This window comes from Salipiger sp. CCB-MM3 (genome assembly GCF_001687105.1).
GTDB lineage: Bacteria > Pseudomonadota > Alphaproteobacteria > Rhodobacterales > Rhodobacteraceae > Salipiger.
On the sequence record NZ_CP014595.1, the window covers coordinates 1,677,711 to 1,704,611 of the forward strand.

Sequence of the window (26,901 nt, forward strand, 5' to 3'; positions counted from 1 at the left end):
AGCGCTTGGACTGTTTCTGGAATATGCGCCTATCTGGTGCGAATCGTGGAAGGACGCCGTGAGCGCCTGCCTTTTTTAAGCCAATATTGACGTTCTCAGCGGCAATATGTGCCGGCGCGGTAGCGGGCCGTGTCGAAATGAAAGTGATCTTTGTGGAAACGATCCGACTCCGGGCCCAGAACCGTACCGAAAGGACCGCAGGCGTCGCTGTGCAGGCTGCGCAGGATGCGCCCGCGGCTGCCGCCACCCCAGTCGCGCAGCACAGAGATCTCGCTTCCGTCGCGCAGTTGAATGGCGGAAATGTCGATGGCGCGGCCCTTGCCGTGTTCGCTGATCTTGGCGCCGGGCTGGTTGTTGCGCGCGCGGCAGGCGTAGCTCGCGGCCACGCGCAATCCTTTCACGCCGCCGCCGGTGCTGCCGACAGTGGGCTTCACCGCGGTGTCGACCCACGTCTTCAGCGCGCGGGCGGTGGTGCAGTCGATCGTCGCGCGGGTGCTCAGAGACAGGCCGGAAACGCTGCGCAGCTTTATCGCATCGGTGATGCCGCAGCCACTGATGCGGCCGGGCACCGTGCCGACCGGCGTGCCTTGAAGTTCAGGATCGCCGCAGACCGCGCCGCGCTGCCTTTGCTTGCGCAGCGCCAGCGCCTTTTCGATCACCGCCTGACTGCGCCGCAGCGGACGCAGCGAATTGCCGATGGCCTGCGGGGAGCGCGCGGCGAAGGCGAGGGCTGGCAGGGCAGGGGGGAGCTGGGTGCCCAGAGTGGCGCCCGAATTGGTGCCCGAACTTGGTACCTTCCGCTGCACCGTGCCATTCCCGGCAACCACGGGGGGCGCCACAGGCTCTGGCGCTTGCCGGACCGTCCGCTCCACCGGACGAAGCGAGGTTTCGGGCGCGGCACCAAGCGGCGATGCCAGAAGCATCAGTGCCGCCAGTGCCATCGCCCGAGGGATCATTTTTCCACCTTCACCCGTCCGAAATCCGGTGCATCCGTGTCCTGACCGGCCTGCAGAATGCCCCGACGAATTTCCCGCGTCCGGGTGAAGTAGTCAAAGAGCAAATCGCCATCGCCGGTACGGATGGCACGTTGCAGCGCAAAAAGCTCTTCGGTGAAGCGTCCGAGGATCTCCAGCGTGGCCTGTTTGTTGGTCATGAAGACGTCGCGCCACATGGTGGGATCCGAGGCCGCGATACGGGTGAAATCGCGGAAACCGGCGGCGGAGAACTTGATCACCTCCTGATCCGACACGCGGCGCAGGTCGTCGGCCACGCCCACCATCGTATAGGCGATGAGGTGCGGCACATGGCTGACCACGGCGCAGACCAGATCGTGATGCTCGACATCCATACGCTCGGTCTTGGCGCCGAGCGCCTGCCAGAAGGCCTCGAGCCGGGCGGTGGCATCCTCAGAGGCGCCATCCGGCACGATCAGGCACCAGCGGTTGTCGTAAAGCGAGGCGAAGCCGGCGTCGGGGCCGGAGTGCTCGGTGCCCGCCATCGGGTGGGTGGGGACAAAATCCACGCCCTCGGGCAGATGCGGGCGCACCGCCTCGATGACCTCTTTCTTCACCGAGCCAACGTCGGTGACAGTGCAGCCGGGCTTCAGATGCGGCGCGATGGTCTCGGCGATCGGGCCCATGGCGCCGACCGGCACGGCGAGGATCACCAGATCGGCATCCTTCACCGCCGCCGTCAGATCATCGACGATCTCATGGCAGAGCCCGAGCCGCCGCGCGGTCTCGCGCGTTTCGGCCGAGCGCGCGTAGCCGGTGACATGGGCGTCCATGCCAGCGCGCTTCATCGCCCAGAAGATCGACGAGGCGATAAGGCCAAGACCGATCAGGGCAACGCGCTGGTAGCTCTGCGTCTCGCTCATCGCGCGCCTGCCTTGAACTGCCCCACCAGATGCGCCACCCGGCGGCACGAAGCCTCGTCGCCAACAGTGATGCGCAGTGCGTTGGGCAGCTTGTAGCCGGTGGTGCGGCGCACGATCACGCCCTGCGACTGCAGGTAAGTGTCACAGGCCTCGGCCTCGTCCTGCGAGCCGAAGCGGGCGAGGATGAAGTTCGCGGTGGAGGCGTCCGAAGACACACCATGCTCGGCCAGCGCCTCGCCCAGCCATGCGCGCATGCGGGCGTTCTCGGTGCGGCACTTCTCGACATAGGCGGTGTCGCGGATCGCGGCTTCGGCAGCGGCCAGCGTCAGCGCGGTCACGTTGAACGGGCCGCGCACGCGGTTGAGCACGTCGATGATCTCTTGCGGGCCGTAACCCCAGCCGATGCGCATGCCGCCCAGACCGTAGAGCTTCGAGAAGGTGCGGGTCATGAAGACATTGGGTCGGTCGGTGGCCAGCTTGGCGCCGCCGTCATAGCCCTCGACATATTCCGCATAGGCGCTGTCGATCACCAGAATGGCGGTCTCGGGGATGCCGTTCGCCAGCCGCTCCAGTTCCGCCAGACCGATCATCGTGCCGGTGGGGTTGGCGGGGTTGGCGACGAAGACCAGCTTGGTGCGCTCGGTGCAGGCGGCGAGGATATTGTCGACGCTGACCACACGGTCCTGCTCGGCGACCTCGATGGGGGTGGCGCCGGCGGCCATGGCCGAGATCTTGTGCATGGCAAAGCCGTGCTCGGTGTGGATCACCTCGGTGCCCGGACCGGCATAGGCTTGGCACAGAAAGGCGATGATCTCGTCCGAGCCATTGCCGCAGATCACGCGCTGGGGATCAAGGCCCCAGACCTCGCCGATGGCCTCGCGCAGTTCGATGTGATCCGACGAGGGGTAGCGGTGCATCTCATGCACAACGCGGCGCACCGCCTCCTGAGTCGCATGCGACGGGCCGAAGGGGTTCTCGTTCGAGCTGAGCTTGATCACGTTCGACACGCCCGCAAGATGGGACTTGCCGCCCACATAGAGCTCGATGTCCATGATGCCGGGTTGCGGTTCGATGCCAGCCATTGCGGTCTTTCCTCAGCTAAGATGCCGTGTCGTCATAGCGCGGTGCCTTGGCACATGCCAGAGTCGGTGGGCGGCGGTGCGCAGGTCAGACGACCACATCCATCCGCTGCTGCTCGCCAACCTCGAAAACGCGCTTATAGCGGGCGATCTCGTCTTTGGGGCCCATCGCCTTGTTGGGGTTGTCCGAAAGCTTCACCGTGGGGCGGCCATTGGCGCTCACCGCTTTGCAAACAAGGCTGAAGGGCGCCAGCCGGTCGTCGGGGGTGAGGCCGCGGAAGTCATTGGTCAGCAACGTGCCCCAGCCGAAGGAGAAGCGCACCCGGCCCGAGAACTGGTGATAAAGCTCGAGGATCTTCTCCTCGTCGAGCCCGTCCGAGAAGATCACCAGCTTGTCGCGCGGGTCCTCGCCGCGCTCCTGCCACCAGCGGATGGCGATCTCGGCACCGGTCGCGGGATCGCCGCTGTCGATGCGGATGCCGGTCCAGCCCGCGAGCCAGTCCGGCGCGTTGCGCAGGAAACCCTCGGTGCCATAGGTGTCGGGCAGGATCATCCGCAGGTTGCCCTCGTGCTCGCGGTGCCAGTCGGCCAGCACGTCATAGGGCGCGCGCGCCAGCGCCGCGTCGTCCTCGGCCAGCGCGGCATAGACCATCGGCAGCTCGTGGGCGTTGGTGCCGATCGCCTCTAGGTCGCGGTTCTTGGCGATCAGACAGTTCGAAGTGCCGGTGAACCCGTCGCCCAGACCCTCGACCATCGCCTGAACGCACCAATCCTGCCACAAAAAGCTGTGGCGGCGGCGGGTGCCGAAATCGGCGATCTTCAGGCCGGGCTGGCCGCGCAGACGCTCGATCTTCTCCCACAGCTTGGTGGCGGCGCGGGCGTAAAGCACCTGAAGCTCGAACTTGCCCATGTGGTTGAGTACCGCGCGCCCGCGCAGTTCCATCAGCACGGCGAGGGCGGGGATCTCCCACAGCATGACCTCGGGCCAGCTGCCCTCGAAGGTCAGCTCATACTGATCGCCGACACGTTCGAGGAAATAGGGCGGCAGGCGCAGGTTCTCGAACCACTCCATGAAGTCGGGCCGGAACATCTGGCGCTTGCCATAAAAGGTATTGCCGCGCAGCCAAGTGCTCTCGCCACGGGTCAGGCTGAGCGAGCGGATGTGGTCCAGCTGCTCGCGCAGCTCGCCTTCGTCAATCAGCTTGGCCAGCGGCACGTCGCTGGAGCGGTTGATCAGGCTGAAGGTCACCTGCGTGTCGGGCCGGTTGTGGAACACCGACTGGCACATGAGCAGCTTGTAGAAATCGGTGTCGATCAGCGACCGGACGATCGGGTCGATCTTCCAGCGGTGGTTCCAGACTCGGGTCGCGATTTCCACGGCGCACACTCCTCACGGGCAATCGGTCCCCCTGTTACGCGATTGTGACACGAAGGGCCAAGGGCTTTCTGCCATTCATGCAACGGCTTGCGCGGGGTTCGAGGGCGCTGAGGCGCAGCACGGGCGCCGATCAGCCCAAACTGGCGAGACGAACGCCAGCGCCGATCATGGCGGCGCGCGCCGCGTCCAGCGAGCCGTCGAAGTCGATCGCGCGGCACAGATCCATGCGCACCGAGACGTCGAAGCCCAGCCGTGCCGCGTCCAGCGCCGAGTAATTCACGCAAAAATCCGTCGCCAGACCCACCATGGTGAGCGCCTCGATGCCGCGGCTGCGCAGATAGCCCTCGAGCCCCGTGGGGGTGCGGCGGTCGTTTTCGAAGAAGGCCGAGTAGCTGTCGATCGCCGGATTATAGCCCTTGCGGATGATCAGATCGGCCCGGTCGGTGTCGAGCGCGGGGTGAAAGGCCGCGCCCGCGCTGCCGATCACGCAGTGGTCCGGCCAGAGCACCTGCGGGCCATAGGGCATCTCGGTCAGCTCCATCGGCGCCTTGCCGGGGTGGCTCGACGCGAAAGAGGAATGGCCCGCGGGATGCCAGTCCTGCGTCAGCACCACCGCCTCGGCCTCGGCCATCAGCGCGTTGATCGGCTGCACGATCTCGTTGCCGCCGGGCACCGCCAGCGCGCCGCCGGGGCAGAAATCGTTCTGGACGTCGATGACGATGAGCGCGTGCATGGGCGGATCTCCGGGGCAGTCTGCGTGGCTTTCCACAGGCTTAAGGGGGACGGCGCCCGCCCGTCAATGCTGCGGCAATGCTGCCGCTTGCCCGACTCGAGCCAAGGGCGTAAATCCGCGCGCATGTTCACCGTCTGCGCCCTCTACCATTTCACCCGTTTCGACGATCCCGCCGCCCTGCGTGGGCCGCTGCTGGACCTGTGCCTTGCACAGGCTGTCACCGGCACGCTGCTGCTCGCTGGCGAGGGGATCAATGGCACCATCGCCGGCCCGCGCGCCGGGATCGATGCGGTGCTTGCCCATATCCGCGCGCTGCCCGGCTGCGCCGATCTGGAATGGAAAGTCTCGGAGGCGTCGGAACGGCCCTTCGCGCGCATGAAAGTGCGCCTGAAGAAAGAGATCGTCACCATGGGCCAGCCCGGCGTCGATCCGCGCGCCAAGGTTGGTCACTATGTGGCGCCCGCCGAATGGAACGAGCTGATCCGTTCGCCCGATGTGGCGGTGATCGACACGCGCAACGACTACGAGATCGCCATCGGCACTTTCGAGGGCGCGGTGGACCCGCAGACCACCTCGTTCCGCGAGTTCCCCGAATGGTGGGAGCAGAACAAAGAGCGCTTTCACAACAAGCGCATTGCCATGTTCTGCACCGGCGGCATCCGCTGTGAGAAGTCCACCAACTACCTGCTGAGCCAAGGGGTGGAGGACGTTTATCACCTCAAGGGCGGTATCCTGAAATACCTCGAAGAGGTGCCCGAGACCGACAGTACGTGGCAGGGCAGCTGCTTTGTCTTCGATGGCCGGGTGTCGGTCGAGCACGGGCTGCGCGAGGGGCCGCATGAGCTCTGCCATGCCTGCCGCCGCCCGATCCTGTCCGAGGATCGCGACCGTCCCGACTTTGAGGAAGGTGTGTCCTGTCACCAGTGCATCGGCGAGACCTCCGACGAGGACAAGGCGCGCTTCCGCGAGCGGCAGAAGCAGATCGCATTGGCCAAAGCCCGCGGCGAGCGCCACCTGCACGCGGATACTCCGGGCGAGGGGCTCTGAGCAGCGCGCGCGCCTTCGATTGTCGGCGCGCGTTTTCCGGTCAGTCTTGGGACGCGCTTGCGCTGGGCGTGTGGACGGTCTGATGCCGCACGGTTGCTTCTCCATCAGAAGTAACTTCGCACCAAGGCGGCAGAGAGCAGCGACCAGCCGTCGGCGATGACGAAGAACGCCAGCTTGAAGGGCAGCGACACGATGGCCGGCGGCACCATCATCATCCCCATGGACATGAGCACCGCCGCGACCACAAGGTCGATGATCAGGAACGGCAGGAATACCAGAAATCCCACCTGAAAGGCCCGCGCGATCTCGGAAAGCATGAAGCTGGGCACCAGCAGCGAGAGCGGTGCCTCTGGCGCGAGCCCCTCGCCCTGCGTGTCGGGGCGCAGATCCGCCATCGCCTCGAAGGTCGCAGGATCGCAGCGCGCGGCCATGAAGCCGCGAAAGGGGATGAGCGCGCGCCTTGTGGCCTCGGTCAGCTCGATCCGCTCGTCGAGAAGCGGCTGCACTCCGCCCTGCCACGCGGCGGTGAAGGTCGGCTCCATCACGAAATAGGTCAAAAAGAGCGCGAGGCTGACGATCAGCATGTTGGGCGGCGATTGCTGTAGTCCGAGCGCTTGCCTCAGGATCGCCAGAACGGTGACGATGAACGGAAAGCAGGTCACCATGATGGCGATGCCGGGCGCGAGACTGAGCAGGGTGATCAGCGCAATGAGCTGCAGGCTGACGGCGGAGACCGAGCCACCACCGCCGAAGTCCACCGATATCTGCTGCGCAAGCGCGGCATCGGGCGCGAGGCTGAGCATCGACACAAGGCCCGCCAGATGCCACGGGCTGCGGCGCATGAACCGGGAGAGGGCGGCGCTGGGCACGGATCAGCCCGGGCTCTGCAGGTCCATGACCTCGATCAGCCGTACGGCAAGCTGGGCATTTTCCCCCTCGCCGGTGACCTCGAGCGCACCGGTCCCGATGAGCCGGTCGCCGACATAGAGCTCGACCGGATCCTCAAGCCGGCGGTCGAGCGTAAGCACCGATCCCTCTCCGAGCTTGAGCAGATCGCGCACCAGCGGCCGTGCCCGCCCGACCGAGACGGCGATCTCGATCGGCACGGAGGTGAACGGCGCGTTTTGGCTCGCCGAGGGCCTCTCTGCCGCGGGCTGTCCGTCTGCCGGCTGTTCAGCGATGTCATCCATGGGCTGCCTCCCTGCGGGTGTCATGAGCAAAGCCTTCGACCGCTTGCGTCACCTCCTGCAGCATCCCGCTGAGATCGATCTGCTGCTCGGTCTCGCCAAAGCGTAGGTCGGCCTGCCCCTCAGCGAGCGCGGCATCTTCCTGCAGGCGCAGCGGAAACCCAAAGTCCTGCTCAAGCAGCGGGGCCACCTGTTCGGTGGCACCGGGGGCGACCGTGATCACCACCTCGCGCTTGGCGATCTGCTGCGCCATTGCGCTAAGTTGCGCGTGGAGGTGCAGGCCCAGCGTGTCGCGCAGCATGGCCGGAAGCAGCGCCCGCAGCATCTCTTCGAGCAGCGGCGTGACGCTTTCCAGCAATTGGCGGTAAGCCTCCGTGTACGTGAAGGACAGGTCTTGCAGGTTTTGCGCAAAATCGCTGGCAATTCGCCCCTGATCCTCTGACTGCGCCTTGATCGCGTCGTCCCAGCCGGCGCGGTAGCCCGTGTCGAACGACTCGAGTTTGGCGGATTCCATCTGCACTTCGTCTGGGGCGGCGGGTGTGCCCTGCTGCGGCGGGGATGCTGCGAAATCGTCCAGATAAAAGCGCAGATCGGTCATTTTGCCTCTTCTTTCTCATCGAGCCAGCTGCGCAGGATCTCGACGGTCTCACTCTTGCGCTCCTCGATCAGGTTGCGCAGGCGGTCGACCGGGTCCTCCTCGGCGGGGCTGTCGAAATCGACCATACCCATGCCGCTGAAATCGCCGCCGCCGCCGAGCGCGGGGAATCCGGCAAAATCGTCGTCGTCTTCGATTTCGCCGGAAAGAGCCTCTGGCTCGCTGCCGGACATCTCCCCGCCAGGCAGCGAGAGCGGGGCCTGGGGTGTTCCGGGCGTACCGGCAAGGATGGGGCGCACGACAAACAATCCGAGGATCAGCGCCACGGCGGCGAGGATTCCCATTTGGATAAGGCTCATCGGGTCCAGCGGAAGGGTGAACCAGCCGGGCTCGATGGGGCCGGTGCCCAGCCCCTCGGGCCGTTCGAAAGGCAGTGAGCGCAGGGTGATCTCATCGCCGCGCGCCTCGTCGTAGCCTACGGCGGAGGACACAAGATCGCGCAGGGCGGCCAATTCGGTTTCGGGCAGCGGCACAAAACTCGTGCTGCCGTCCGCCGCGGTTTCGAAACGTCCATTGACCAGCACCGCCACGGTGAGCCGGCGTATCTCTCCGGGCACGCGGGTGACCTCGCGCATGGTCTCGGACACTTCGTAGTTCACACGTTCACGCGAATCGCTGCTCTGGCTCGAGGAGCTTTGGCCCCCCCCGGCTTCTCCGTCAGGCAGGTTCGAGGCGACGGTGACATCGGGGCTGCCGCTGTTTTGATTGGTGCTGGTCTCTTCTTCCGTGTCGGTCGAGATCACCACGCGGCCCTCGGGATCGAAGCGCCGTTCGCGGATCGATTCGCTCTCGGTCACCGTATCGACGCTGACCTCGACCACGGCGTTGCCAACGCCGACCCGGGCCTCGACGAGGCGCTGCACGCGATCACGCAGCTGCAGCGCGCGATCTTCGGCGCTGGGACCGGCACCGGGATCATCCTCGGCCCCGATGAGCCCACCCGCGCCGTCGATCACCGCCACATCCTCGGGCACAAGGCCGGGCACGGCGGAGGCAACGAGATAGCGCAGCGCCCGCGCCTGCGCCGGGGTGATCGCGGCGCCGCTGGCGGTGACCGAGATCGAGGCCGTCGGCGTGACGTCGCGCTGGAACGGATTGGCGCTGGAATTGGCGATATGCACGCGCGCGGTGGCAATATAGGGGCTGGCAACGATGGTGCGCGCCAGCTCGCCCTCCTTGGCGCGCCAGTAGGCGGCGTCGAACATCTGTGATGTGGTGCCGAACCCCGACAGCGTGTCGAGCAGTTCGTAGCCCTGAGTGCTGTTGGCGGGCAGCCCCTCGCTCGCGAGGGTCATGCGCAGCGCGTCGCGTTGCGTGTCGGGCACGAAAATGGCGCCGCCGCGCACTTCGAACGGCACGCCGCGCGCCTCCAGCGCCTCGACGACCTCGCCCGCAGCGCCATTCTCGAGCCCAGCGTAAAGCAGCGACATGGACGGGGACCCGGCGAGTCGCGCCATGCCCAGAATTGCCAGCATCATCGCCAGCGCGGCCCCGATCGCCAGCACCCTTCGGCGCGGCGTCAGCGCGTTCCAGACTGTGGCGAACTGCTCCAATATGGCCTCCGTCGTTTGGTTTTTTCCCGAGTCCGGGCCCCAGAGAGACATCCTGCGCAGGGCGCCCCGGTGAGCCCTGTTTGGACGATCAGGCTTAAGAATCGGTTAGCCTCTCTGCGCCTATAAACGGGCAAGCCAGACGTGAGGTGCGCCATGACCGACGCCACCGCCGACGCGGCCGGCGAAGAGGAAGCGCCGCGAAAGAAAGGCTCGAAACTGCCGCTTCTGATCGGCCTGCTGCTCGCCCTGCTGGGCGGTGGCGGAGGGTTCTATGCGGCGTTTTCGGGGATGCTGCCCTTTGGCGGCGCTGCGGGCGGCGATGCTCATGCCGCTGCCGGGCATGATGCCGCGGCGGAGGGCGATGCCGGGCATGGAGACGGGGATGCTGGGAGCCACGGCGGTGGCGCCGCGGCTGTGGATTTCATCGAATTGCCGCAGCTCATTGCGTCGCTGGGGCCGGTGTCGGCGCTACATCACCTGCGATTCTCTGCGCAGCTTGAGGTCGCCCCGGAAAGGCGTGCGCAGGTCGAGCAGTTGATGCCGCGCATCTTGGACGTGCTGAACACCTATCTGCGCGCGCTGGAGCCCGGCGATATCGAGGCGCAGGGCGCGCTGATCCGACTTCGTGCGCAGATGCTGCGGCGTATCCAGATGGTCGCCGGGGAGGACCGCGTGCGCGACCTTCTCGTCACCGAATTCGTGCTGAACTGAAGGGGGACGACATGGACTTGATCGCCGATATTCTGCTTGTTGCCGGGGCACTTGGCGCGGGGTTTTACTGCTTTGTCCTGTCGCGGCGGCTGACCCGGTTCACGGATCTCGAGAACGGCGTCGGCGGTGCCGTGGCGGTGCTTTCGGCGCAGGTCGATGATCTGACGCGCTCGCTCGACGCCGCGCAGAAGGCTGCGGGCACCTCGGGCGCGGAATTGAGCGATCTGACCGAGCGCGGTGAGCAGGTGGCGCAGCGGCTGGAATTGCTGATCGCCTCGATGCACGACTTGCCGGAGGGGGACGTGGCCGCAAGTCGCGGTGCGTCGGCGGAGCCGGAAGCGGAGCCGGTGTTCCTGCGGCATTCGCGCAGCGGCGCGCGGTGATGAAGGCGCTGCTGCGGAAACTGCGAAGAGGCAAGCGCGCCGGGAGTGGCCGGGCGGGGCATCGGCGTGCCGGACGCGGTGTGCTGGCGGTGATCGGCGCGCTGCTTATCGCGTCGGCGCTCGTGAGGCTGGGCGTCGGGGCGGCTTTGGCCCTCAACAATGTGGCCGAGGCTGGGGAGCATGAACAGGCCCTCGACATGGCGCAGGCTGACCCCAGCGCGGGGGCTCGTGCCGATGCGCCCGGTGTTTGTGTCGGGGAGGAAGATTTGGCGCCTGCGCTCGAGGCGCTGCGCGCGCGCGAAGCGGAGGTGACGCAGCGCGAAGAGGACCTGCGAAGCCGGATGCAGGCGCTGCGCGTCGCCGAGGAGACGATCGAAGAGAAGCTTGCGGCCATGCAGGAGACAGAGCAACGCCTGCGCGCCACGCTCGCCATGGCCGAAACCGCGGCGGAACAGGACATTGCGCAGCTGACGCAGGTCTATGCCAACATGAAACCGCGAGAGGCCGCGGCGCTCTTTGCACAGATGGAGCCGGATTTTGCGGCGGGCTTTCTTGGACGAATGCGCCCCGACGCGGCGGCGGCGATCCTATCGGGCATGGACCCGCAGGCCGCTTACACAATTAGCGTGATGCTGGCCGGGCGAAACGCCAACGCGCCAAAGAATTAGGCGCGGTCGTCACATCGGGCGTGCCGCGGGGCGGCACGCCTTTGGGTTCCCTTGGGCGCTGGGGAGTTTGGGAACTGGCGCAACTCGCGGGCCTACAGGCCGCGGGATCCGTACCCAAAAGCCCGCGACCGCGCTACCCAGTCAGCCTTTGGCAGCGGGCACTTGGTTGGCAAAGGCCTCGATCTGCGCGGCGGGGAGCGCGCCGGACTGCCGCGCCGCCTCGCGCCCCTTGCCGAAGGCGATCAGCGTCGGAATGCCGCGAATGCCGAATTTCGCCGAGGCGCGCTGGTGCTGCTCGGTGTTCAGCTTCACCAGCCGCGAGCGGCCTTTCAGCGCGGCGGCGGCCTTGGAGTATTCCGGCGCCATCATCCGGCAGGGGCCACACCACGGCGCCCAAAAATCCACGACCAGCGGCACTTCGTCGGTGCGGATCGCCTTTTCGAGCGTCGCATCGTCGATTTCATGGGCCTTCCCATCCATCAGCGCCGCGCCGCAGGTGCCGCATTTCGGGCCGGAGCCAAGTCGGTCTTGCGGGACGCGGTTGGTCTGGCCACAATCGAGGCAGACAAGCTTGACCATTTCGTGATCTCCATACATTCGTTTCATCTGATATGTGTTCTCTGCGCAATCGTGACAATCCCCTTGAGTCAAACCCATTGAATTCGCGCGTCGCGAGACCACAATTCCCATGCTCGAAGAACAACCCAAGAGAGGTGCCCATGATCACCCGCCGTACTTTCGTCACCACGGCCACCGCGGGCGCGGCACTAGCCACCGCAGCGCCGGGAGCCGCTTTCGCCCTCGAACAGAAATTCGAGCCGCAATCCGTCGGCATCCGGCAGGACCTCGAACCGGGGCAAATCCTGATCATGCCGCGGGCGCATTTCCTGTATTTCGTGACCGCGCCGGGCCAAGCGCTGCGCTATGGCGTGGGCGTCGGCAAAGCCGGGCTCGAGTTCACCGGAAACGCGGTGATTCAGGTCAAGAAGGAATGGCCCACGTGGCGCCCGACCGATGAGATGATCGAACGCGAGCCGCAGACCTATTCGCGCTTCAAGGACAATGACTATGTTCAGCCCGGCGGCCCGCAGAACCCGCTTGGGGCGCGTGCGCTCTATCTGTTCCAGAACGGTCGCGATACGTTCTTCCGCATCCACGGCACCACCGCACCGGAGTCGATCGGGCGCTCGGTCTCCAACGGCTGTATCCGCATGCTGAACGAGCATGTCATTGACCTCTACCAGCGCGTGCCGATCGGCACGAAGGTCACCGTTCTCTGAGCGCTGTCCGAGCCTAGCGGGCGCCAGCGATCCTCGTGATTGCCGGTGCGCCGCGCGTCGAAGGGCGGTCCCGATGGGGCCGCCCTCGTACATTTTGCCAAATGCCGCGGGGATGCCGATAGGAATAAACACCTGAAAATTGCCGCATTTGGACATGAAGTCCGCCACATTCGAGCCCGAATCCGCTGGCAAAAATTCGCTCATACCACCGAGACCCGACCCATTTGGCCGCTTGTAACGAAGGGTAAGAGTATGGCGATTGTAGCGATCATGGCTGGCAGCATCTTCGGATTTCTCTGCGGCCTTTTCTCTTGGATTTTCCTCGATACCTCGCTGCTGAACGCGATCGGCCTTTATTTTTCGGTCAGCCTCGTGGCCGGTGTGCTTCCGATCATCTTCGCGATGCTCTGCGGCAATGCGCTGCGCCCGGCATCGGTCGAGACCGTCCGCTCCTGAAATTGACGTCTGCCGAGCGCAGGCAAGTCTTTGCTCAGACAGGCGGGCCGCCAGCGTGCGGCGGGTCCGGCTAAGGCAAGAGTTTGACCGTTGGCGCTCACAGCAAAAGCGCATTTGGTCGCATGAAGGGCTCAGTCGTCGCCAGCCTGCGCGATAAGCTCTTCGACCTTCGGGCCCAATGCCTCGACCACTTTGCTGACCCCTTCGGCATTGGGGTGAATGCCATCCCCCTGCATCATCGCCGTCACATCCGCGGGCATCTGACCGTCCTCGCGCAGCCCGGCGAAGAAATCCTCGAGCAGCAACGTTCCGTATTCCTCGGCCAGCGCGGGATAGATCGCGTCGAACTCGGCCTTGTAGTCGGCTCCGTAGTTGCCCGGCGCGCTCATCCCCACCAGCAGCACCGGCAGGTCCCGCGATTGCGCCTCCTGCAGAATCCCCGCGAGGTTTTTGCGCGCCTCCGCAGGGTCGAGCCCGCGCAGCATGTCGTTGCCGCCCAGCGTGACGATCATCGCGTCGATCTCCGGCGTCAGCGACCACGCCACCCGCGACAGCCCGCCCGCGGTGGTGTCACCGGAGACGCCGCCGTTGACGATGGTGACCTCATGGCCCTGCGCGCTCAGCCACGCCTGCAGTTGCGGCACCAGCCCGTCGGGCGCGGGCAGACCGTAACCCTGCGTGAGACTGTCGCCGAGCGCGAGCACTTCGGTCGCGAGGGCCGGAATTGGATTTGTCAGAAAAGTGAGGCAGACCGCAGCCTTGCTGAGCAGGGCAAAACCCCCATATGTCCTTGAACGTGCCATTTTCCGCAAAGGCCTTTCCATGACCGATCCTATGATTGCCCTCAATGATGTCACTCTCAGTCTCAGGGGCAATGCCGGTCCGGTCGAAATCCTTCACGGAATCTCGATGGATGTCCGGCGCGGCGAGACGCTCGGGCTGATCGGCCCGTCGGGTTCGGGGAAAAGCTCGCTTCTGATGGTGATGGGCGGTCTGGAAAGCGCGACTTCGGGCCGCGTCGACGTGCTGGGACAGGATCTGACCGGCATGGACGAGGACCGCATGGCCCGCTTCCGCCGCGATCACATGGGCGTGGTGTTTCAGTCGTTCAATCTCATTCCGACGATGACCGCGCTCGAAAATGTCGCGACGCCGCTGGAGCTTGCGGGGCACAAGGATGCCTTTGCCCGCGCCGAGGCCGAGCTGGAGCGCGTCAACCTCGGGCACCGCGCTGGTCACTACCCTTCACAGATGTCGGGCGGCGAACAGCAGCGCGTGGCGCTGGCTCGCGCATCGGCGCCGCGTCCGCAGATCCTGTTGGCCGACGAGCCGACGGGCAATCTCGACGGCTCCACCGGGCAGGCGATCATGGACCTGCTCTTTGGCCTGCGCGACGAACATGGTGCGACGCTGGTGCTGGTGACCCACTCCAACCGGCTGGCCGAGCGCTGCGACCGCGTGGTGCGGCTGACCGATGGGCGGGTCGACACCGCCCACGCGCGCGGCGCGGAAAGGGCGGCTGAATGAGTCTGGCCACCGCCGCCCGCTTTGCCCGCCGCGAGCTGCGCGGCGGCGTGCATGGATTTCGCATTTTCATCGCCTGCCTCGCGCTCGGCGTCGCCGCCATCGCGGGCGTCGGCTCGGTGCGCACGGCGATCGAGGCCGGGCTTTCGGATCAGGGCGCGGTGCTGCTTGGCGGCGATGCGCAGGCTGAGTTCACCTACCGTTTCGCCACCGAGGACGAGTTGGACTGGCTCGGCAGCATCTCCACCAAGATCTCCGAGATCACCGATTTCCGGTCGATGACCACCGTGACCCGCGACGGCGAGACCGAGCGCGGCCTGACGCAGGTGAAATCGGTCGATGACGCCTATCCGCTTCTGGGGCAAATGGAATTGGACCCGCCGATGCCGTTGCCGCAGGCGCTGGAGGGTGCGGAGGGGCTGCCCGGCGCGGTGATGGCCCCGGTGCTGGCTGACCGTCTGGGGCTGCAGCCGGGCGACAGCTTCCGGCTCGGCACGCAGGAGTTCACCCTGTCGGCGGTGATCACCCGCGAGCCGGATGACGCGGGCGACGGCTTTGGCCTTGGCCCGCGCACGCTGGTGCGGACCTCCGATCTGCAGGGCAGCGGATTGCTGGCGCCGGGCTCGCTTTACGAATCCGAATATCGCCTTCTGCTGCCACCGGGCAGCGATCTGGATGCGCTGAAGGCCGAAGCCGAGGCCCGTTACCGCGACACCGGCATTCGCTGGCGCGATGCGCGCAATGGGGCGCCGGGGATTGCCCGCTTTGTCGAGCGGCTGGGGCGGTTCCTCGTGCTGGTGGGGCTTTCGGGGCTTGCCGTGGGGGGCATTGGCGTGTCGGCGGCGGTGCGGGCCTATCTGGCGCGCAAGACCTCGGTCATCGCCACGCTGCGCACGCTGGGCGCGACGCGCGGCACGATCTTTCTGACCTACTTTCTGCAGATCGGCGCGCTGTCTGTGGTCGGCATCGCGCTTGGGCTGATCCTCGGCGCGGGTGTGCCGCTGCTCTTTGCGCCGATCATCGCCAGCGCGCTGCCGGTGCCGGTGGTCTTCACCCTTTACCCCGGCCCGCTGGCCGAGGCGGCGCTTTACGGTGTACTCACCGCGCTGCTTTTTACCCTCTGGCCGCTCGCCCGTACCGAAGAAGTGCGCGCCGCCACGCTGTTCCGCGACGCGCTCGACAGCGCCAATGGTCTGCCCGCGCCGCGCTATGTGGTCGCGACGCTGGCGCTGCTGGCGGCGCTCGTGGGGTCGGCGACGCTTTTCTCGGGCGATCCGCAGGTCACGCTCTGGACCGCCGCCGGGTTGCTCGCCGCGCTGGTCATTCTCGCGCTTGCCGCCACCGCGATCCGCTGGCTGGCGCATCGCGCTGCGCCGCTGGCGCGCGGCCGCCCGGCGCTGCGGTGGGCGCTTTCGGCCATCGGCGGCCCGCGCGAGACCGCGGCCTCGGTGGTGCTGTCGCTGGGGCTCGGCCTGTCGGTGCTGGCCGCCATCGGCCAGATCGACGGCAACCTGCGGGCCTCGATCTCGCGCGATCTGCCGGAAGTGGCGCCGTCGTATTTCTTCGTCGACATCCAGCCGGATCAGATCGAGGGCTTCCGCGCCCGGCTCGCCGATGATCCGGCGGTCAGCCGGGTCGACACCGCGCCGATGCTGCGCGGCGTGGTCACACGGATCAACGGGCAGGATGCGCAGGCGGTGGCGGGCGATCATTGGGTGGTGCGCGGCGACCGCGGCATCACCTACGCCGCCGCGCCGGACGAGCGCACCACGATTACCGAAGGCGCATGGTGGCCCGAGGATTACAGCGGCCCGCCGCAGGTCAGCTTTGCCGCCGAGGAGGCCGAGGAACTGGGTCTGAGCCTTGGCGACGAGATCACCGTCAACATCCTTGGCCGCGACATCACCGCCGAGATCACCAGCTTCCGCGAGGTGGATTTCTCCACCGCCGGGATCGGCTTTGTCATGACGCTGAACCCCGCCGCGCTGGCCGGGGCGCCGCATACGTGGATTTCCACGGTCTATGCCGAGCCGCAGGCCGAGGCGCAGATCCTGCGCGATCTGGCCGATGCCTATCCAAATATCACCGCGATCCGGGTGCGCGACGCCATCGATCGCGTGTCGGAACTGCTCGAAGGCGTCGCCGGTGCGATCCGCTGGGGCGCGGGCGCGACGCTGCTGACCGGGTTTCTGGTGCTGATCGGCGCGGCTTCGGCGGGCGAGGCGGCGCGCAGCTACGAGGCGGCCGTGCTCAAGACCCTCGGTGCCTCGCGCGGGCGCATCCTGCGCAGCTTCGCGCTGCGCTCGGCGCTGCTGGGCGCGGCGGCGGGCGTGGTGGCACTGGCCGCGGGCCTCCTTGGTGGCTGGGCGGTGAGCCACTTCCTGATGGAAACGCGGTTCGACGTGATGTGGGGCTCGGCGCTCGGGATCATCCTTGGCGGCGCGCTGGCGACGCTGCTGGCGGGCCTCGCCTTCGCATGGCGCCCGTTGTCGGCACGACCGGCAAGGGTGCTGCGTGCCCGCGAATAGGGGCATTTCGCTGGTGTGCAAACAGCTGGCTTGAACCTCGGGGCAGGGGCTGGCACTTCAATAGCGACCTATGGCTGCAAAGGACGGACCTCCCTCCCATGACCGATTCCCTGCCTATGCCGATCTCGGCCCCGATCTCGCAGGCACAGCGCACCAGCATTCTCAACCTGCTGCGCCGCGCGGCGAAAACCGAGATCCTGCCGCGCTTCCGGTCGCTCGATCCCAGCGAGGTCTCGGAAAAGACCGGGCGTCAGGATCTGGTGACCGCCGCCGACAAAGGCGCTGAGGCGATGATCGCGCGCGGCCTTCAGCGCATGTATCCGCACGCGCTGATCGTCGGAGAAGAGGCGGTGGCGGAACATCCCGAGATCCGCGACAAGATCGGCGACGCGGAACTGGCCTTCACCATCGACCCGGTGGACGGCACGTGGAACTACGCGCATGGCCTCTCGACCTTCGGCATCATCCTGTCGGCCACGCGCTTTGGCGTGCCGGTCTTCGGGATGATCTACGATCCGATCATGGACGACGTGATGGTGGCCGAGATCGGCGGCGAGGCGAAGATGCTTCTGCCCAAGCGCCGCCTCACCCGCCATGTGTCGGTCTCGGCGGGCGGCAAGCTCGACGAGTTGCAGGGCTTCATCCCCTTCTACCTGATGCCCGAGGACAAGCGCGCGCAGGTCGGCGCGGCGCTGCCGCTGTTCGAGCGCAGCCACACGCTGCGCTGCTCGGCGCATGAGTTCCGGCTCTTCGCGCAAGGCTCGGTGGATTTCCTCTTCTCGGCGCGGCTGACGCCCTGGGACCATGCGGCGGGGGCGCTGATCTCGCGCTGCGCCGGGGGCCATGTGGCGATGCTCGATGGCTCGGAATACAACGCCGCCACCCGCGAGGGCGTGCTGCTCTGCGCGTCGAACAAGGAAACATGGGAACGCATCCGCGATGCCTTTTCCTTCCTGCTCGAGACATCTGCCGAGGGCTGACCCCGCACCATGAGACGCGAAAAGGGCGGGACTTTAGGTCCCGCCCTTTTGCTTTGGACGTGCTTTGGACGCCTGGGGCGTGCCTCCGGCGGGGATATTTTTGCCAAGAGGAAGGGGCTGATCTTCCTCTTGGTCCAAATATCCCGGGGAGCGCGAGGGGCAGCGCCCCTCGCCCTTACTCCGCCGCCTCGGCGTAATCGCTCATCGGCGGGCAGGTGCAGGTCAGGTTGCGGTCGCCCCAGACGTTGTCGACGCGGTTGACCGGCGGCCAGTATTTGTCGACCCGGAAGGCACCCGGCGGGAAGCAGCCCTGTTCGCGGCTGTAGGGCCGGTCCCAGTCGCGCACGAGGTCTTCCATCGTGTGCGGCGCGTGCTTGAGCGGGTTGTTCTCGGCGTCGGCCTTGCCCTCTTCGATGGCGCGGATCTCTTCGCGGATTGCCAGCATGGCATCGCAGAAGCGGTCGAGCTCGGCCTTGGTCTCCGATTCCGTCGGCTCGATCATCAGCGTGCCCGCGACCGGGAAGCTCATGGTCGGCGCGTGGAAGCCGCAGTCGATCAGCCGCTTGGCCACATCGTCCACGGTGACTCCGGCGCTGTCGCCGAAGGGGCGGATGTCGATGATGCACTCATGCGCCACGCGGCCCTCGTGGCCGGTGTAGAGCACCTCATAGGATCCGGCGAGGCGGGTTGCGATGTAGTTGGCATTGAGGATCGCCACGCGGGTTGCCTGCGTCAGACCAGCGCCGCCCATCATCTGGATGTAGCCCCAGGAGATCGGCAGCAGCGAGGGCGAGCCGAAGGGCGCGGCGGAGACCGGGCCCGCGATGCCCTCTTCCAGCGGATGCGCCGGAAGATGCGGCACGAGGTGCTCCTTCACGCCGATCGGCCCCATGCCGGGGCCGCCGCCGCCATGCGGAATGCAGAAGGTCTTGTGCAGGTTGAGGTGGCTGACGTCGCCGCCCAGATCGCCGGGGCGCGAGAGGCCCACCATGGCGTTCATATTTGCGCCGTCGATATAGACCTGCCCGCCGTGCTCATGGGTGATCGCGCAGACGTCGCGCACCGTCTCCTCGAACACGCCGTGGGTCGAGGGGTAGGTGATCATGCAGGCCGCCAGCGTCTCGCTGTACTGCTCGGCCTTGGCGCGGAAGTCCACGAGGTCGATCGAGCCCTTCTCGTCGCATTTCACCGGCACGACCTTCCAGCCGACCATCTGCGCCGAGGCGGGGTTGGTGCCATGGGCGTTGACCGGGATCAGGCAGACGTTGCGCTGGCCCTCGCCGCGCTCGCGCTGCCAGGAGGCGATGGTCAGCAGGCCCGCGTATTCGCCCTGCGCGCCGGAGTTCGGCTGCATCGTAAAGGCGTCATAGCCGGTGATCTTGCACAGTTTGTCCGACAGATCGTCGACCATCTGCTTATACCCAAGCGCCTGATCCTCGGGCACATAGGGGTGCAGCGAGCCGAACTCGGGCCAGCTGACTGGCATCATCTCGGCGGCGGCGTTGAGCTTCATCGTGCAAGACCCGAGCGGGATCATCGCCCGGTCCAGCGCCAGATCGCGGTCGGCGAGACGGCGCATGTAGCGCATCATCTCGGTCTCGGCACGATTCATGTGAAACACTTCGTGGGTGAGGTAGCTGCTGCTGCGCAGCGAAGCCTCGGGCAGGCGGTAGTGCGGGGCGAAATCCTCGTCCTTGCGCAGCAGGCCGAAGGCGCGCCAGACTGCCTCGATGGTGGCCGGGCGGGTGGTCTCGTCAAGCGTGATGCCGACGCGGGTCTCGCCCACTTTGCGCAGGTTGATGCCTTCCTTCACGGCGGCGCGCAGCACGCCCTGCTGCAGCAGGCCGACGTCCACGGTGATCGTGTCAAAGAAAGTCTCGGGCTCGACCTTGAAGCCGGCCTCTTCCAGCCCGCGCGCGAGGCGGGCGGTCTTGCGGTGGATGCGCTGCGCGATGGCTTTCAGCCCCTCGGGGCCGTGGAACACCGCGTAGAAGCCTGCCATCACCGCCAGCAGCGCCTGCGCGGTGCAGACGTTCGAGGTGGCCTTCTCGCGGCGGATGTGCTGCTCGCGGGTCTGCAGGGCGAGGCGGTAGGCGCGATTGCCGTGGCTGTCGATCGACACGCCGACGATGCGGCCGGGCATCGAGCGTTTGTAGGCGTCCTTGGTGGCCATATAGGCGGCGTGCGGGCCGCCGTAGCCGAGCGGCACGCCGAAGCGCTGGGTCGAGCCCACGGCGATATCGGCGCCCATCGCGCCCGGCTCTTTCAGCAGGCAGAGCGCCATCGGGTCGGCGGCGACGATGCCGATCGCCTTGGCGGCGTGCAGCGCCTCCATCTCGGCGGTGAGGTCGCGCACATGGCCATGGGTGCCCGGATACTGGAAGATCGCGCCAAAGACCTGTTCGGCATCCAGTGCATCGGGGTTGCCGATGATGATCTCGATGTTCAGCGGCGCGGCGCGGGTCTGCATCACGGCGATGTTCTGCGGGTGGCAGTTCTCGTCGATGAAGAAGGCCTTGGCCTTCGACTTCGCCACTCGCTGCGCCATGGTCATCGCCTCGGCGCAGGCGGTGGCCTCGTCCAGCAGCGAGGCGTTGGCGATCTCGAGGCCGGTCAGATCCGACACCATGGTCTGATAGTTCAGCAGCGCCTCGAGACGGCCCTGCGAGATCTCGGGCTGATAGGGCGTGTAGGCGGTGTACCACGCGGGGTTCTCGAAGATGTTGCGCTGGATCGCGGGCGGCGTCACCGTGCCGTGGTAGCCCTGACCGATCAGCGAGGTCAGAACCTTGTTCTTCGATGCGACCTCGCGCATGTGCCAGAGCATCTCGCGCTCGGACATGGGCTTGCCAAGCTCAAGCTCGTCCGCCTGCCGGATGCCGGCGGGCACGGTCTGCTTGATCAGCGCGTCGAGGTCCTTGACCCCCAGCACCTCGAACATATCCGCCATCTCCTTGGGCGAGGGCCCGATGTGGCGGCGGTTGGCAAAGTCATACGGCAGGTAGTCTGTGGGCGTGAAGGCCATGTCGATCCGTCCAGAAACAGCAAGGTTCAGCAGGGAAGAGGGGGCAAGGCGCGGCCCTGCCCCTTTCATTGTTCTTCAAATACGCATCCGCGCGGCGGTGCCGCAGGCGCGGCGCCGGGCAGGAGATCAGCCGATGAAGTTCTTGTAGGCGGCTTCATCCATGAAGTCGTCGAGCGCAGAGAGGTCCTCGATCTTCATCTTGAAGAACCAGGCTTCGCCCTCGGGATCGTCATTGACCTTCGACGGCTCATCGGCGAGCGGCGCGTTCACCTCGACGATCTCGCCATCGAGCGGGGCGAGGATGTCGGAGGCGGCCTTGACCGACTCGATCACCACCACTTCGTCATCCTTGCTCACCGTGGTGCCTTCATCGGGCAGTTCCACGAACACCACGTCGCCCAGCTGTTCGGCTGCATGCGCGGTGATGCCGACGACGACAACATCGCCCTCGACGCGGAGCCATTCGTGCTCTTCGGTAAATTTCATCGTGCTGTCCCTGTCTGTCTCAGCGTTTGTAGGTCTGGGTCACGAAGGGCATCTCGGCCACTTCGACGGCGAGGCGCTTGCCGCGCACCTCGCCGAATAGCTTGGTGCCGGGGGCGGCGTGGTCAATCCCCACGTAGCCCATGGCGACCGGCGCGCCGACGCTGGGGCCAAAACCACCCGAGGTGACGTGGCCGATCGGGGCGCCGCCGGTCTCATCTGCATAAATCTCCACCCCTTCGCGCATCGGCGCGCGGCCCTCGGGGCGCAGGCCCACACGTGCACGGGGCGCGCCGTTTTCCAGTTCGGAGAGGATTTTATCGGCACCGGGGAAGCCGCCAGCGCGATCGCCGCCGGTGCGGCGGATCTTCTGGATCGCCCAGGGCAGAGCCGCCTCGGCAGGGGTGGTGGTGCTGTCGATGTCATGGCCATAGAGGCACAGCCCGGCTTCGAGGCGCAGCGAGTCGCGCGCGCCAAGGCCGATGGGCTCCACATCCTCATGCGCCAGCAGCGCGCGGGCAAGCTCCTCGGCCTTCTCCTCGGGCACGGAGATCTCGTAGCCATCCTCGCCGGTGTAGCCCGAGCGCGAAATCCAGCACTCGGCGCCGCAAAGCTCGACAGTCGCCACATCCATGAAGCGCATCTCGCGCACCGCCGGGTTCAGCGCGGCCAGCGCCTCTTCGGCAGCCGGGCCCTGCAGCGCCAGCAGCGCGCGGTCGCCGAGCAGCTTGGCGGTGATGCCCTTGGGCTCGAGTCCGGCGCGCATCCGCGCCATATCCTCGGTCTTGCAGGCGGCGTTGACCACGACGAAGAGGTGATCGCCGCGATTGGCGATCATCAGATCGTCTTCGATCCCGCCGTCTTCATTGGTGAAGAAGCCATAGCGCTGGCGGCCTTCCTTCAGCCCGGCGATATTCACCGGCACCAGCGTCTCGAGGCCAAGAGCGATGCTCTCCACATCGGTGCCCGACAGGATCACCTGACCCATATGGCTGACGTCAAACAGCCCGGCCTTGTCGCGCGTGTGGAGATGTTCCTTGAGAACGCCGAGCTTGTATTGCACCGGCATCTCGTAACCGGCGAAGGGCACCATCTTGGCGCCCAGTTCGACGTGCAAATCATGTAGTGGCGTGCGTTTCAGCTCGTCCATGCGCTCCCGATCCCTTCGGCCCGGACAGGCGCAAGGCCCCGGGCATTTCCCGCACGGATCTTCTCCGCGCTCGAAATGCCCCCTCTGTCCTTTCGCCTGAGATCGTTATCCCTTCGGCGGGCGCCGCGGCGCCTCTCTCCAGAGTCTTTCTGCCGTGAAGGTCCTTTGGCCTGAGAGTTTCCGGGGGCGGTTGCTCCTTCGGCACCGGCAAGGCCGGTTCTCCCATCACGGTGGCGGGAGATTACGACAGTTACGCAGTGGCCGCAAGCGCGCCTGCGGTGCGCGGCACCGAACAGGCCTTGCCCGGCACCAGAATGTCGATCAGCGGAGCATTGTCGCACACCAGCGCATCCAGCGTGATCGGATCGAGCGTGGCATAGAAGGCGTTTGCGGCCTCGGTGAGCGCGATGCGCAGGCGGCAGGCCTCGGTCAGCGGGCAGGTGTTGTCGGCATCGGCAAAGCATTCGGCCAGCGGCACCGGCGATTCGAGTGTTCGGAACACGTCGCCGATCTGGATCTCCGATGCAGGCCGGGCCAGTTCCAGCCCGCCGTTGCGGCCGCGATGGGTGCTGAGATACCCCAGTTGTGCCAGTTGGTTGATCACCTGCGCGAGGTGATTTTCCGAGGCATTGCAGCACTTTGCAATCTCGGATTTGGTCACAAGGCGGCCAGAATTTGCCGCGCAGTGCATCAGGACACGGATTGCAATATTCGTTCTCTTGGTCACACGCACGGGAAAAGCCCTCGCTTTGAATGATTGCCGGGTTAAATACAGGGCCGGGGAAAAGCGCGGATTGACTCACATCAATTTGAAGAAAGAAAAGACGAGAAATGAGCACATCATTCTTTTTCGGCTACGGCTCGCTGGTCAACCGCAGGACCCACGCTTTCGATCCCGCGCATAAGGCCGTTGCCAAAGGATGGCGCCGGGTTTGGGCGCGGGTGCCGGGCCGTCCGGTATCATTGCTGACCGTCTCGCGCGATGCGGGATCCGAGATCGAAGGGCTGATCGCGCCGGTCACCGGCGAGGGCTGGGCCGTCCTCGACCAGCGCGAAGCCGATTATGACCGCACCGATGCCCGCGCCGACGTGCGGCATGAGGCTCCCACCGTCGAAGAGCTTGCGATCTACGTGGTGCCCGAGGCGGACCGCCTGCCGCCCGACACCGAGCACCCGGTGCTGCTGAGCTATCTCGACGTGGTGCTGCAGGGCTATCTCGGTGAGTTCGGAAAAGAGGGCGCCGAGCGCTTTCTGGCCAGCACCGGCGATTGGCGGGTGCCTTTCCTGAACGACCGTGACGCACCGCTTTACCCGCGGGCGCAGAGCCTCAGCGACGCCGAGCGCGGCTTTGTCGATGCTGCGCTGCTGTATGTCGGGGCGCAGGTGTTCAGCCGATGACCCCGCGCTGGCTGCTGCTGCTTTACCGGCTGTCGAAGCGGCTGGGGGTGCGGGTGCTCTTCGGGGCGCTTTTGGCGCTGGTCGCGGTGGCGCTGGCGCCAGTGTTGCAGCCGCTGATCCCCGAGGACTGGCAGGATCGTTTCGGTGCCGATGCCGTGACGCCGATCCTGCAGATCCTCGCCACCACCATGCTGACGGTGACCACGTTTTCGCTGTCGGTCATGGTGCAGGCCTTCCAGTCGGCGGCCAGTCAGGCGACGCCGCGCGCCTACCGGTTGCACCTCGAGGACAGCACGGCGCAGACCGCGCTTGCGGCCTTCACCGGAACCTTCCTCTTTTCGCTGACCTCGCTGGTGCTGTTCAACGCGGGCTTCTACTCCGAGGCCTCGGCGGTGGTGATCTTCTTTCTGACCATCGGCAGCATCGTCACGGTGATCGTCGCCATGCTGCGCTGGATTGGCCATCTGAGCGTGATGGGCAGCATGGATCACACGCTGCAGCGGGTCGAAAACAGCGCCCTACCGCCGCTTGAACGCGCGATGAGCCGCCCTTCGCTGGGCGCGGCCCGTCCCGATCACGCGCTGCCGTCGGACGCCCGCGAAGTGCCTGCGACCAAGGCGGGCTACGTGCAGTACATCAACCTCGAGGCGCTGGAGGAAAAGCTCTCCGAGCGTGAGGCGATCTTTCGCGTCACCGCGCATCCGGGTGCGCATCTCGTGCCGGGGATGCCGCTGGGCCAAATCTCCGGCGGGCATGTCGAGGCCGAGGAGATTTGCGAGTGTTTCACCCTCGGCGAAGAGCGCACCATGGAGCAGGACGCCCGCTATGGCGTCATGGTGATGAACGAGATCGCGCTTCGCGCGCTGTCGCCTGCGGTCAACGATCCGGGCACGGCGATCGACGTGGTGCAGCGGCTCGAGCGGATGCTGTTCGGGCTGGGACGACCGGAGGAGGGACCGCCGGAGTTTCCGCATGTGCAGATGGCGCCGCTCAACCCGGCGCATCTGGTGGAAGACGGCTTCTACCCGCTGATCCGCGACGGCGCGGCCCGGCCCGAGGTGATCGGCTGCGTGCTGACCGCGATGAATGTGCTGCGCCGCGCCGACTGGCCCGCGCTGGCCGCCGCCGCCGAGGATACCCGCGCCTACGCTTTCGCCCACGCCGAGGCCGCCTTCACCATAGACGCCGACAAGGCGTGGCTGGCGGGGAAGCGGGAGGACGCTTAGCCCGGAATCAAGCGCGAAGCGCGCCGGGCCAGCGCCTGCCCGTCCCGGCGGGCTGGCGCTTTGGCGACCACTCGCGACGCTCGGAATTTGCCCGGACTTGGCTGGGATAAACTGCAGACCTCAGATGTCAGGGCGCCATCCCACGGGCAGACGCTCCCCCTCTGCGACTGGTGAGGCTAGGCGTAGAAAGAGAAAAGGCGGACCCGAGGGCCCGCCTTTTTGTATTTCGATGGAGCGGCGCTTACTTCGCCAGATCTTTCGCTGGGATCTTCTCCAGCAGCGGCAGCACGTCGGCCATCTCCGGCCCGCGCTCGAGACCGGTGAGCGCCTTGCGCAGCGGCATGAAGAGCCCCTTGCCCTTGCGGCCCGTCGCCTCTTTCACTGTCTTGGTCCATTCGCCCCACGTGTCGCGTGTGTAGGGACCCTCGGGCAGCAGCGCCATCGCTTCGGCGATGAAGTCACGGTCCTCATCGGCGATCAGCGGCTCGGCACCGTCGCGGAACAGCGCCCACCAACCGGGGATATCCTTGCGGGTGGTGATGTTGTCGCGGGCCACCGACCAGAACAGCTCTTGCTTCTCGGCGGGCACGCCGATCGCGGTCAGCTCTTCGGCCACATCCTGCAGCGGCAGCTGGTGCAGCTTGCGCGCGGTCAGCGGGTAGAGGTCATGCTCGTCGAACTTCGTCGGGGCCGAGCCGAACTGGCTCAGCTCGAAGCCTTCGGCGATCTCGTCCAGCGAGGTGCGCAGTTCCACCGGCTGGCTCGATCCCAGACGGGCCATCAGCGACAGCAGCGCCTCGGGCTCGACGCCCGCTTCGCGCAGATCGCGGATCGACAGCACGCCAAGACGCTTCGACAGCGACTCGCCCTGCGGACCAGTGAGCAGCGAGTGGTGCGCGAAACCGGGGGCGGTGCCGCCGAGCGCCTCGATGATCTGGATCTGCGTCGCGGTGTTGGTGACGTGGTCCGAGCCGCGCACGATATTGGTGACGCCCATGTCCATGTCGTCGACCACCGACGCCAGCGTGTAGAGGATCTGCCCGTCGCCGCGGATCAGCACCGGGTCCGATACCGAGGCGGCGTCGATCGAGATGTCGCCGAGGATGCCGTCATTCCAGTCGATCCGTTCCTGGATCAGCTTGAAGCGCCACACGCCGTTGCCACGCTCTGCGCGCAGCGCGTCCTTCTCGGACTCGGACAAGTCCAGCGCGGCGCGGTCGTAGACCGGCGGCTTGCCCATGTTGAGCAGCTTCTTGCGCTTGAGGTCCAGCTCGGTCGGGGTTTCGAAGGCCTCGTAGAAGCGGCCCATCTCGCGCAACTCGTCCGCGGCGGCGTGGTAGCGGTCCAGCCGCGCGCTCTGTCGCTCCGTCTTGTCCCAGTGCAGACCGAGCCATTCGAGATCGCGCTTGATGCCGTCGACGTACTCTTCCTTGCTGCGCTCGGCATCGGTGTCATCGATGCGCAGAATGAAGGTGCCGCCGGCTTTGCGCGCGATCAGGTAGTTGAACAGCGCGGTGCGGAGGTTGCCCACATGGATGTGACCGGTGGGCGACGGTGCGAAACGGGTGGTGGTCATGCTAG

General features: G+C 66.3%; 27 protein-coding genes and 1 riboswitch. Of the genes, 11 read left to right on the forward strand and 16 right to left on the reverse strand.

The annotated features are described in order from the left end of the window. Positions 1-95: 95 nt before the first annotated feature. The 5 genes from AYJ57_RS08090 to pncA all read right to left on the reverse strand — a co-directional run bounded on the left by AYJ57_RS08090 (position 96) and on the right by pncA (position 5,066). A complete protein-coding gene (locus AYJ57_RS08090) occupies positions 96-956 on the reverse strand; it encodes an extensin-like domain-containing protein (protein ID WP_066103584.1) in 861 nt (286 codons plus the stop codon). Further along, complete coding sequence (locus AYJ57_RS08095) at positions 953-1,876, reverse strand: prephenate/arogenate dehydrogenase family protein (protein ID WP_066103585.1); 924 nt, start codon at positions 1,874-1,876, stop codon at positions 953-955. Before AYJ57_RS08095 ends, AYJ57_RS08090 begins: the two co-directional genes overlap by 4 nt. Further along, complete coding sequence (gene hisC / locus AYJ57_RS08100; protein WP_066103588.1) at positions 1,873-2,958, reverse strand: histidinol-phosphate transaminase; 1,086 nt, start codon at positions 2,956-2,958, stop codon at positions 1,873-1,875. Before hisC ends, AYJ57_RS08095 begins: the two co-directional genes overlap by 4 nt. 85 nt (positions 2,959-3,043) lie before the next feature. Continuing rightward, positions 3,044-4,333, reverse strand: a complete 1,290-nt coding sequence (pncB, locus tag AYJ57_RS08105; protein WP_066103590.1) for a nicotinate phosphoribosyltransferase — start codon at positions 4,331-4,333, stop codon at positions 3,044-3,046. Between the two features lie 130 nt (positions 4,334-4,463). Further along, positions 4,464-5,066 (reverse strand): bifunctional nicotinamidase/pyrazinamidase, encoded by a 603-nt coding sequence (pncA, locus tag AYJ57_RS08110; protein ID WP_066103595.1) that lies wholly within the window; start codon positions 5,064-5,066, stop codon positions 4,464-4,466. A 123-nt stretch (positions 5,067-5,189) separates the two neighbouring features. On the opposite strand from pncA, the gene trhO reads away from it, so the two are divergent. After that, positions 5,190-6,113, forward strand: a complete 924-nt coding sequence (gene trhO / locus AYJ57_RS08115; protein WP_066103597.1) for an oxygen-dependent tRNA uridine(34) hydroxylase TrhO — start codon at positions 5,190-5,192, stop codon at positions 6,111-6,113. 104 nt (positions 6,114-6,217) lie between these two features. Here trhO and fliP read toward each other — a convergent pair whose 3' ends face one another. The 4 genes from fliP to fliF all read right to left on the reverse strand — a co-directional run bounded on the left by fliP (position 6,218) and on the right by fliF (position 9,508). Next, positions 6,218-6,916, reverse strand: a complete 699-nt coding sequence (gene fliP, locus AYJ57_RS08120; protein WP_442974739.1) for a flagellar type III secretion system pore protein FliP — start codon at positions 6,914-6,916, stop codon at positions 6,218-6,220. 69 nt (positions 6,917-6,985) lie between these two features. Then, the gene (locus tag AYJ57_RS08125; protein WP_083191189.1) at positions 6,986-7,303 is read right to left on the reverse strand and encodes a FliM/FliN family flagellar motor switch protein; all 318 of its coding nucleotides are present in this window, start codon (positions 7,301-7,303) and stop codon (positions 6,986-6,988) included. Then, positions 7,296-7,898, reverse strand: a complete 603-nt coding sequence (locus AYJ57_RS08130; protein WP_066103601.1) for an ABC transporter ATP-binding protein — start codon at positions 7,896-7,898, stop codon at positions 7,296-7,298. The genes AYJ57_RS08125 and AYJ57_RS08130 overlap by 8 nt, the downstream gene beginning before the upstream one ends. Next, complete coding sequence (gene fliF / locus AYJ57_RS08135) at positions 7,895-9,508, reverse strand: flagellar basal-body MS-ring/collar protein FliF (protein ID WP_066103603.1); 1,614 nt, start codon at positions 9,506-9,508, stop codon at positions 7,895-7,897. The genes AYJ57_RS08130 and fliF overlap by 4 nt, the downstream gene beginning before the upstream one ends. A gap of 153 nt (positions 9,509-9,661) precedes the next feature. Here fliF and AYJ57_RS08140 point away from each other — a divergent pair, with 153 nt between their 5' ends. The 3 genes from AYJ57_RS08140 to AYJ57_RS08150 are packed head-to-tail and all read left to right on the forward strand — an operon-like array spanning position 9,662 to position 11,270. Further along, positions 9,662-10,219 (forward strand): flagellar basal body-associated FliL family protein, encoded by a 558-nt coding sequence (locus AYJ57_RS08140; RefSeq protein ID WP_066103605.1) that lies wholly within the window; start codon positions 9,662-9,664, stop codon positions 10,217-10,219. A gap of 11 nt (positions 10,220-10,230) precedes the next feature. Beyond that, complete coding sequence (locus AYJ57_RS08145) at positions 10,231-10,602, forward strand: hypothetical protein (protein ID WP_066103607.1); 372 nt, start codon at positions 10,231-10,233, stop codon at positions 10,600-10,602. Then, entirely contained in the window at positions 10,602-11,270 is a 669-nt protein-coding gene (locus tag AYJ57_RS08150; RefSeq protein WP_083191190.1) for a MotE family protein, read from the forward strand. The genes AYJ57_RS08145 and AYJ57_RS08150 overlap by 1 nt, the downstream gene beginning before the upstream one ends. Before the next feature lie 141 nt (positions 11,271-11,411). On the opposite strand, the gene trxC is transcribed toward AYJ57_RS08150, so the two are convergent. Beyond that, a complete protein-coding gene (gene trxC / locus AYJ57_RS08155) occupies positions 11,412-11,849 on the reverse strand; it encodes a thioredoxin TrxC (RefSeq protein ID WP_066106877.1) in 438 nt (145 codons plus the stop codon). A 140-nt stretch (positions 11,850-11,989) separates the two neighbouring features. Between trxC and AYJ57_RS08160 the strand changes: the two genes are divergently transcribed. Together AYJ57_RS08160 and AYJ57_RS08165 are read left to right on the forward strand one after the other, a co-directional pair. Further along, complete coding sequence (locus AYJ57_RS08160; protein ID WP_066103609.1) at positions 11,990-12,550, forward strand: L,D-transpeptidase; 561 nt, start codon at positions 11,990-11,992, stop codon at positions 12,548-12,550. Positions 12,551-12,802: 252 nt separating this feature from the next. After that, entirely contained in the window at positions 12,803-13,006 is a 204-nt protein-coding gene (locus AYJ57_RS08165; protein WP_066103611.1) for a hypothetical protein, read from the forward strand. Positions 13,007-13,137: 131 nt separating this feature from the next. On the opposite strand, the gene AYJ57_RS08170 is transcribed toward AYJ57_RS08165, so the two are convergent. After that, positions 13,138-13,809 carry an arylesterase gene (locus AYJ57_RS08170; RefSeq protein ID WP_066103612.1) on the reverse strand — a complete coding sequence of 224 codons (672 nt, stop codon included), beginning with the start codon at positions 13,807-13,809 and terminating at the stop codon, positions 13,138-13,140. 19 nt (positions 13,810-13,828) lie between these two features. On the opposite strand from AYJ57_RS08170, the gene AYJ57_RS08175 reads away from it, so the two are divergent. The 3 genes from AYJ57_RS08175 (at position 13,829) to AYJ57_RS08185 (ending at position 18,038) form a co-directional block, all read left to right on the forward strand. Continuing rightward, positions 13,829-14,533, forward strand: coding sequence for an ABC transporter ATP-binding protein (locus AYJ57_RS08175; protein ID WP_066103614.1), 705 nt, complete (start codon positions 13,829-13,831; stop codon positions 14,531-14,533). After that, positions 14,530-17,058: an ABC transporter permease gene (locus AYJ57_RS08180; protein ID WP_066103615.1), complete on the forward strand. Its 2,529-nt coding sequence runs from the start codon at positions 14,530-14,532 to the stop codon at positions 17,056-17,058. The genes AYJ57_RS08175 and AYJ57_RS08180 overlap by 4 nt, the downstream gene beginning before the upstream one ends. 98 nt (positions 17,059-17,156) lie before the next feature. Further along, positions 17,157-18,038, forward strand: a complete 882-nt coding sequence (locus AYJ57_RS08185) for an inositol monophosphatase family protein (protein ID WP_066103617.1) — start codon at positions 17,157-17,159, stop codon at positions 18,036-18,038. Between the two features lie 175 nt (positions 18,039-18,213). Here AYJ57_RS08185 and gcvP read toward each other — a convergent pair whose 3' ends face one another. The 4 genes from gcvP to AYJ57_RS08205 all read right to left on the reverse strand — a co-directional run bounded on the left by gcvP (position 18,214) and on the right by AYJ57_RS08205 (position 23,387). Further along, complete coding sequence (gene gcvP / locus AYJ57_RS08190; RefSeq protein WP_066103619.1) at positions 18,214-21,063, reverse strand: aminomethyl-transferring glycine dehydrogenase; 2,850 nt, start codon at positions 21,061-21,063, stop codon at positions 18,214-18,216. A 126-nt stretch (positions 21,064-21,189) separates the two neighbouring features. Beyond that, a complete protein-coding gene (gene gcvH / locus AYJ57_RS08195; RefSeq protein WP_066103621.1) occupies positions 21,190-21,549 on the reverse strand; it encodes a glycine cleavage system protein GcvH in 360 nt (119 codons plus the stop codon). Between the two features lie 19 nt (positions 21,550-21,568). Beyond that, positions 21,569-22,696 (reverse strand): glycine cleavage system aminomethyltransferase GcvT, encoded by a 1,128-nt coding sequence (gene gcvT / locus AYJ57_RS08200; RefSeq protein WP_066103623.1) that lies wholly within the window; start codon positions 22,694-22,696, stop codon positions 21,569-21,571. A 148-nt stretch (positions 22,697-22,844) separates the two neighbouring features. Further along, a riboswitch (glycine riboswitch) is annotated at positions 22,845-22,931 on the reverse strand. 15 nt (positions 22,932-22,946) lie between these two features. Then, complete coding sequence (locus tag AYJ57_RS08205; RefSeq protein WP_203595307.1) at positions 22,947-23,387, reverse strand: RrF2 family transcriptional regulator; 441 nt, start codon at positions 23,385-23,387, stop codon at positions 22,947-22,949. Between the two features lie 140 nt (positions 23,388-23,527). Here AYJ57_RS08205 and AYJ57_RS08210 point away from each other — a divergent pair, with 140 nt between their 5' ends. Both AYJ57_RS08210 and AYJ57_RS08215 read left to right on the forward strand, forming a co-directional pair. Beyond that, positions 23,528-24,094: a gamma-glutamylcyclotransferase family protein gene (locus AYJ57_RS08210; protein WP_066103626.1), complete on the forward strand. Its 567-nt coding sequence runs from the start codon at positions 23,528-23,530 to the stop codon at positions 24,092-24,094. Then, positions 24,091-25,320, forward strand: a complete 1,230-nt coding sequence (locus AYJ57_RS08215; RefSeq protein ID WP_066103628.1) for a DUF2254 domain-containing protein — start codon at positions 24,091-24,093, stop codon at positions 25,318-25,320. Before AYJ57_RS08210 ends, AYJ57_RS08215 begins: the two co-directional genes overlap by 4 nt. A gap of 241 nt (positions 25,321-25,561) precedes the next feature. Here AYJ57_RS08215 and gltX read toward each other — a convergent pair whose 3' ends face one another. Continuing rightward, positions 25,562-26,896: a glutamate--tRNA ligase gene (gene gltX / locus AYJ57_RS08220; RefSeq protein ID WP_066103630.1), complete on the reverse strand. Its 1,335-nt coding sequence runs from the start codon at positions 26,894-26,896 to the stop codon at positions 25,562-25,564. Positions 26,897-26,901: the final 5 nt, after the last annotated feature.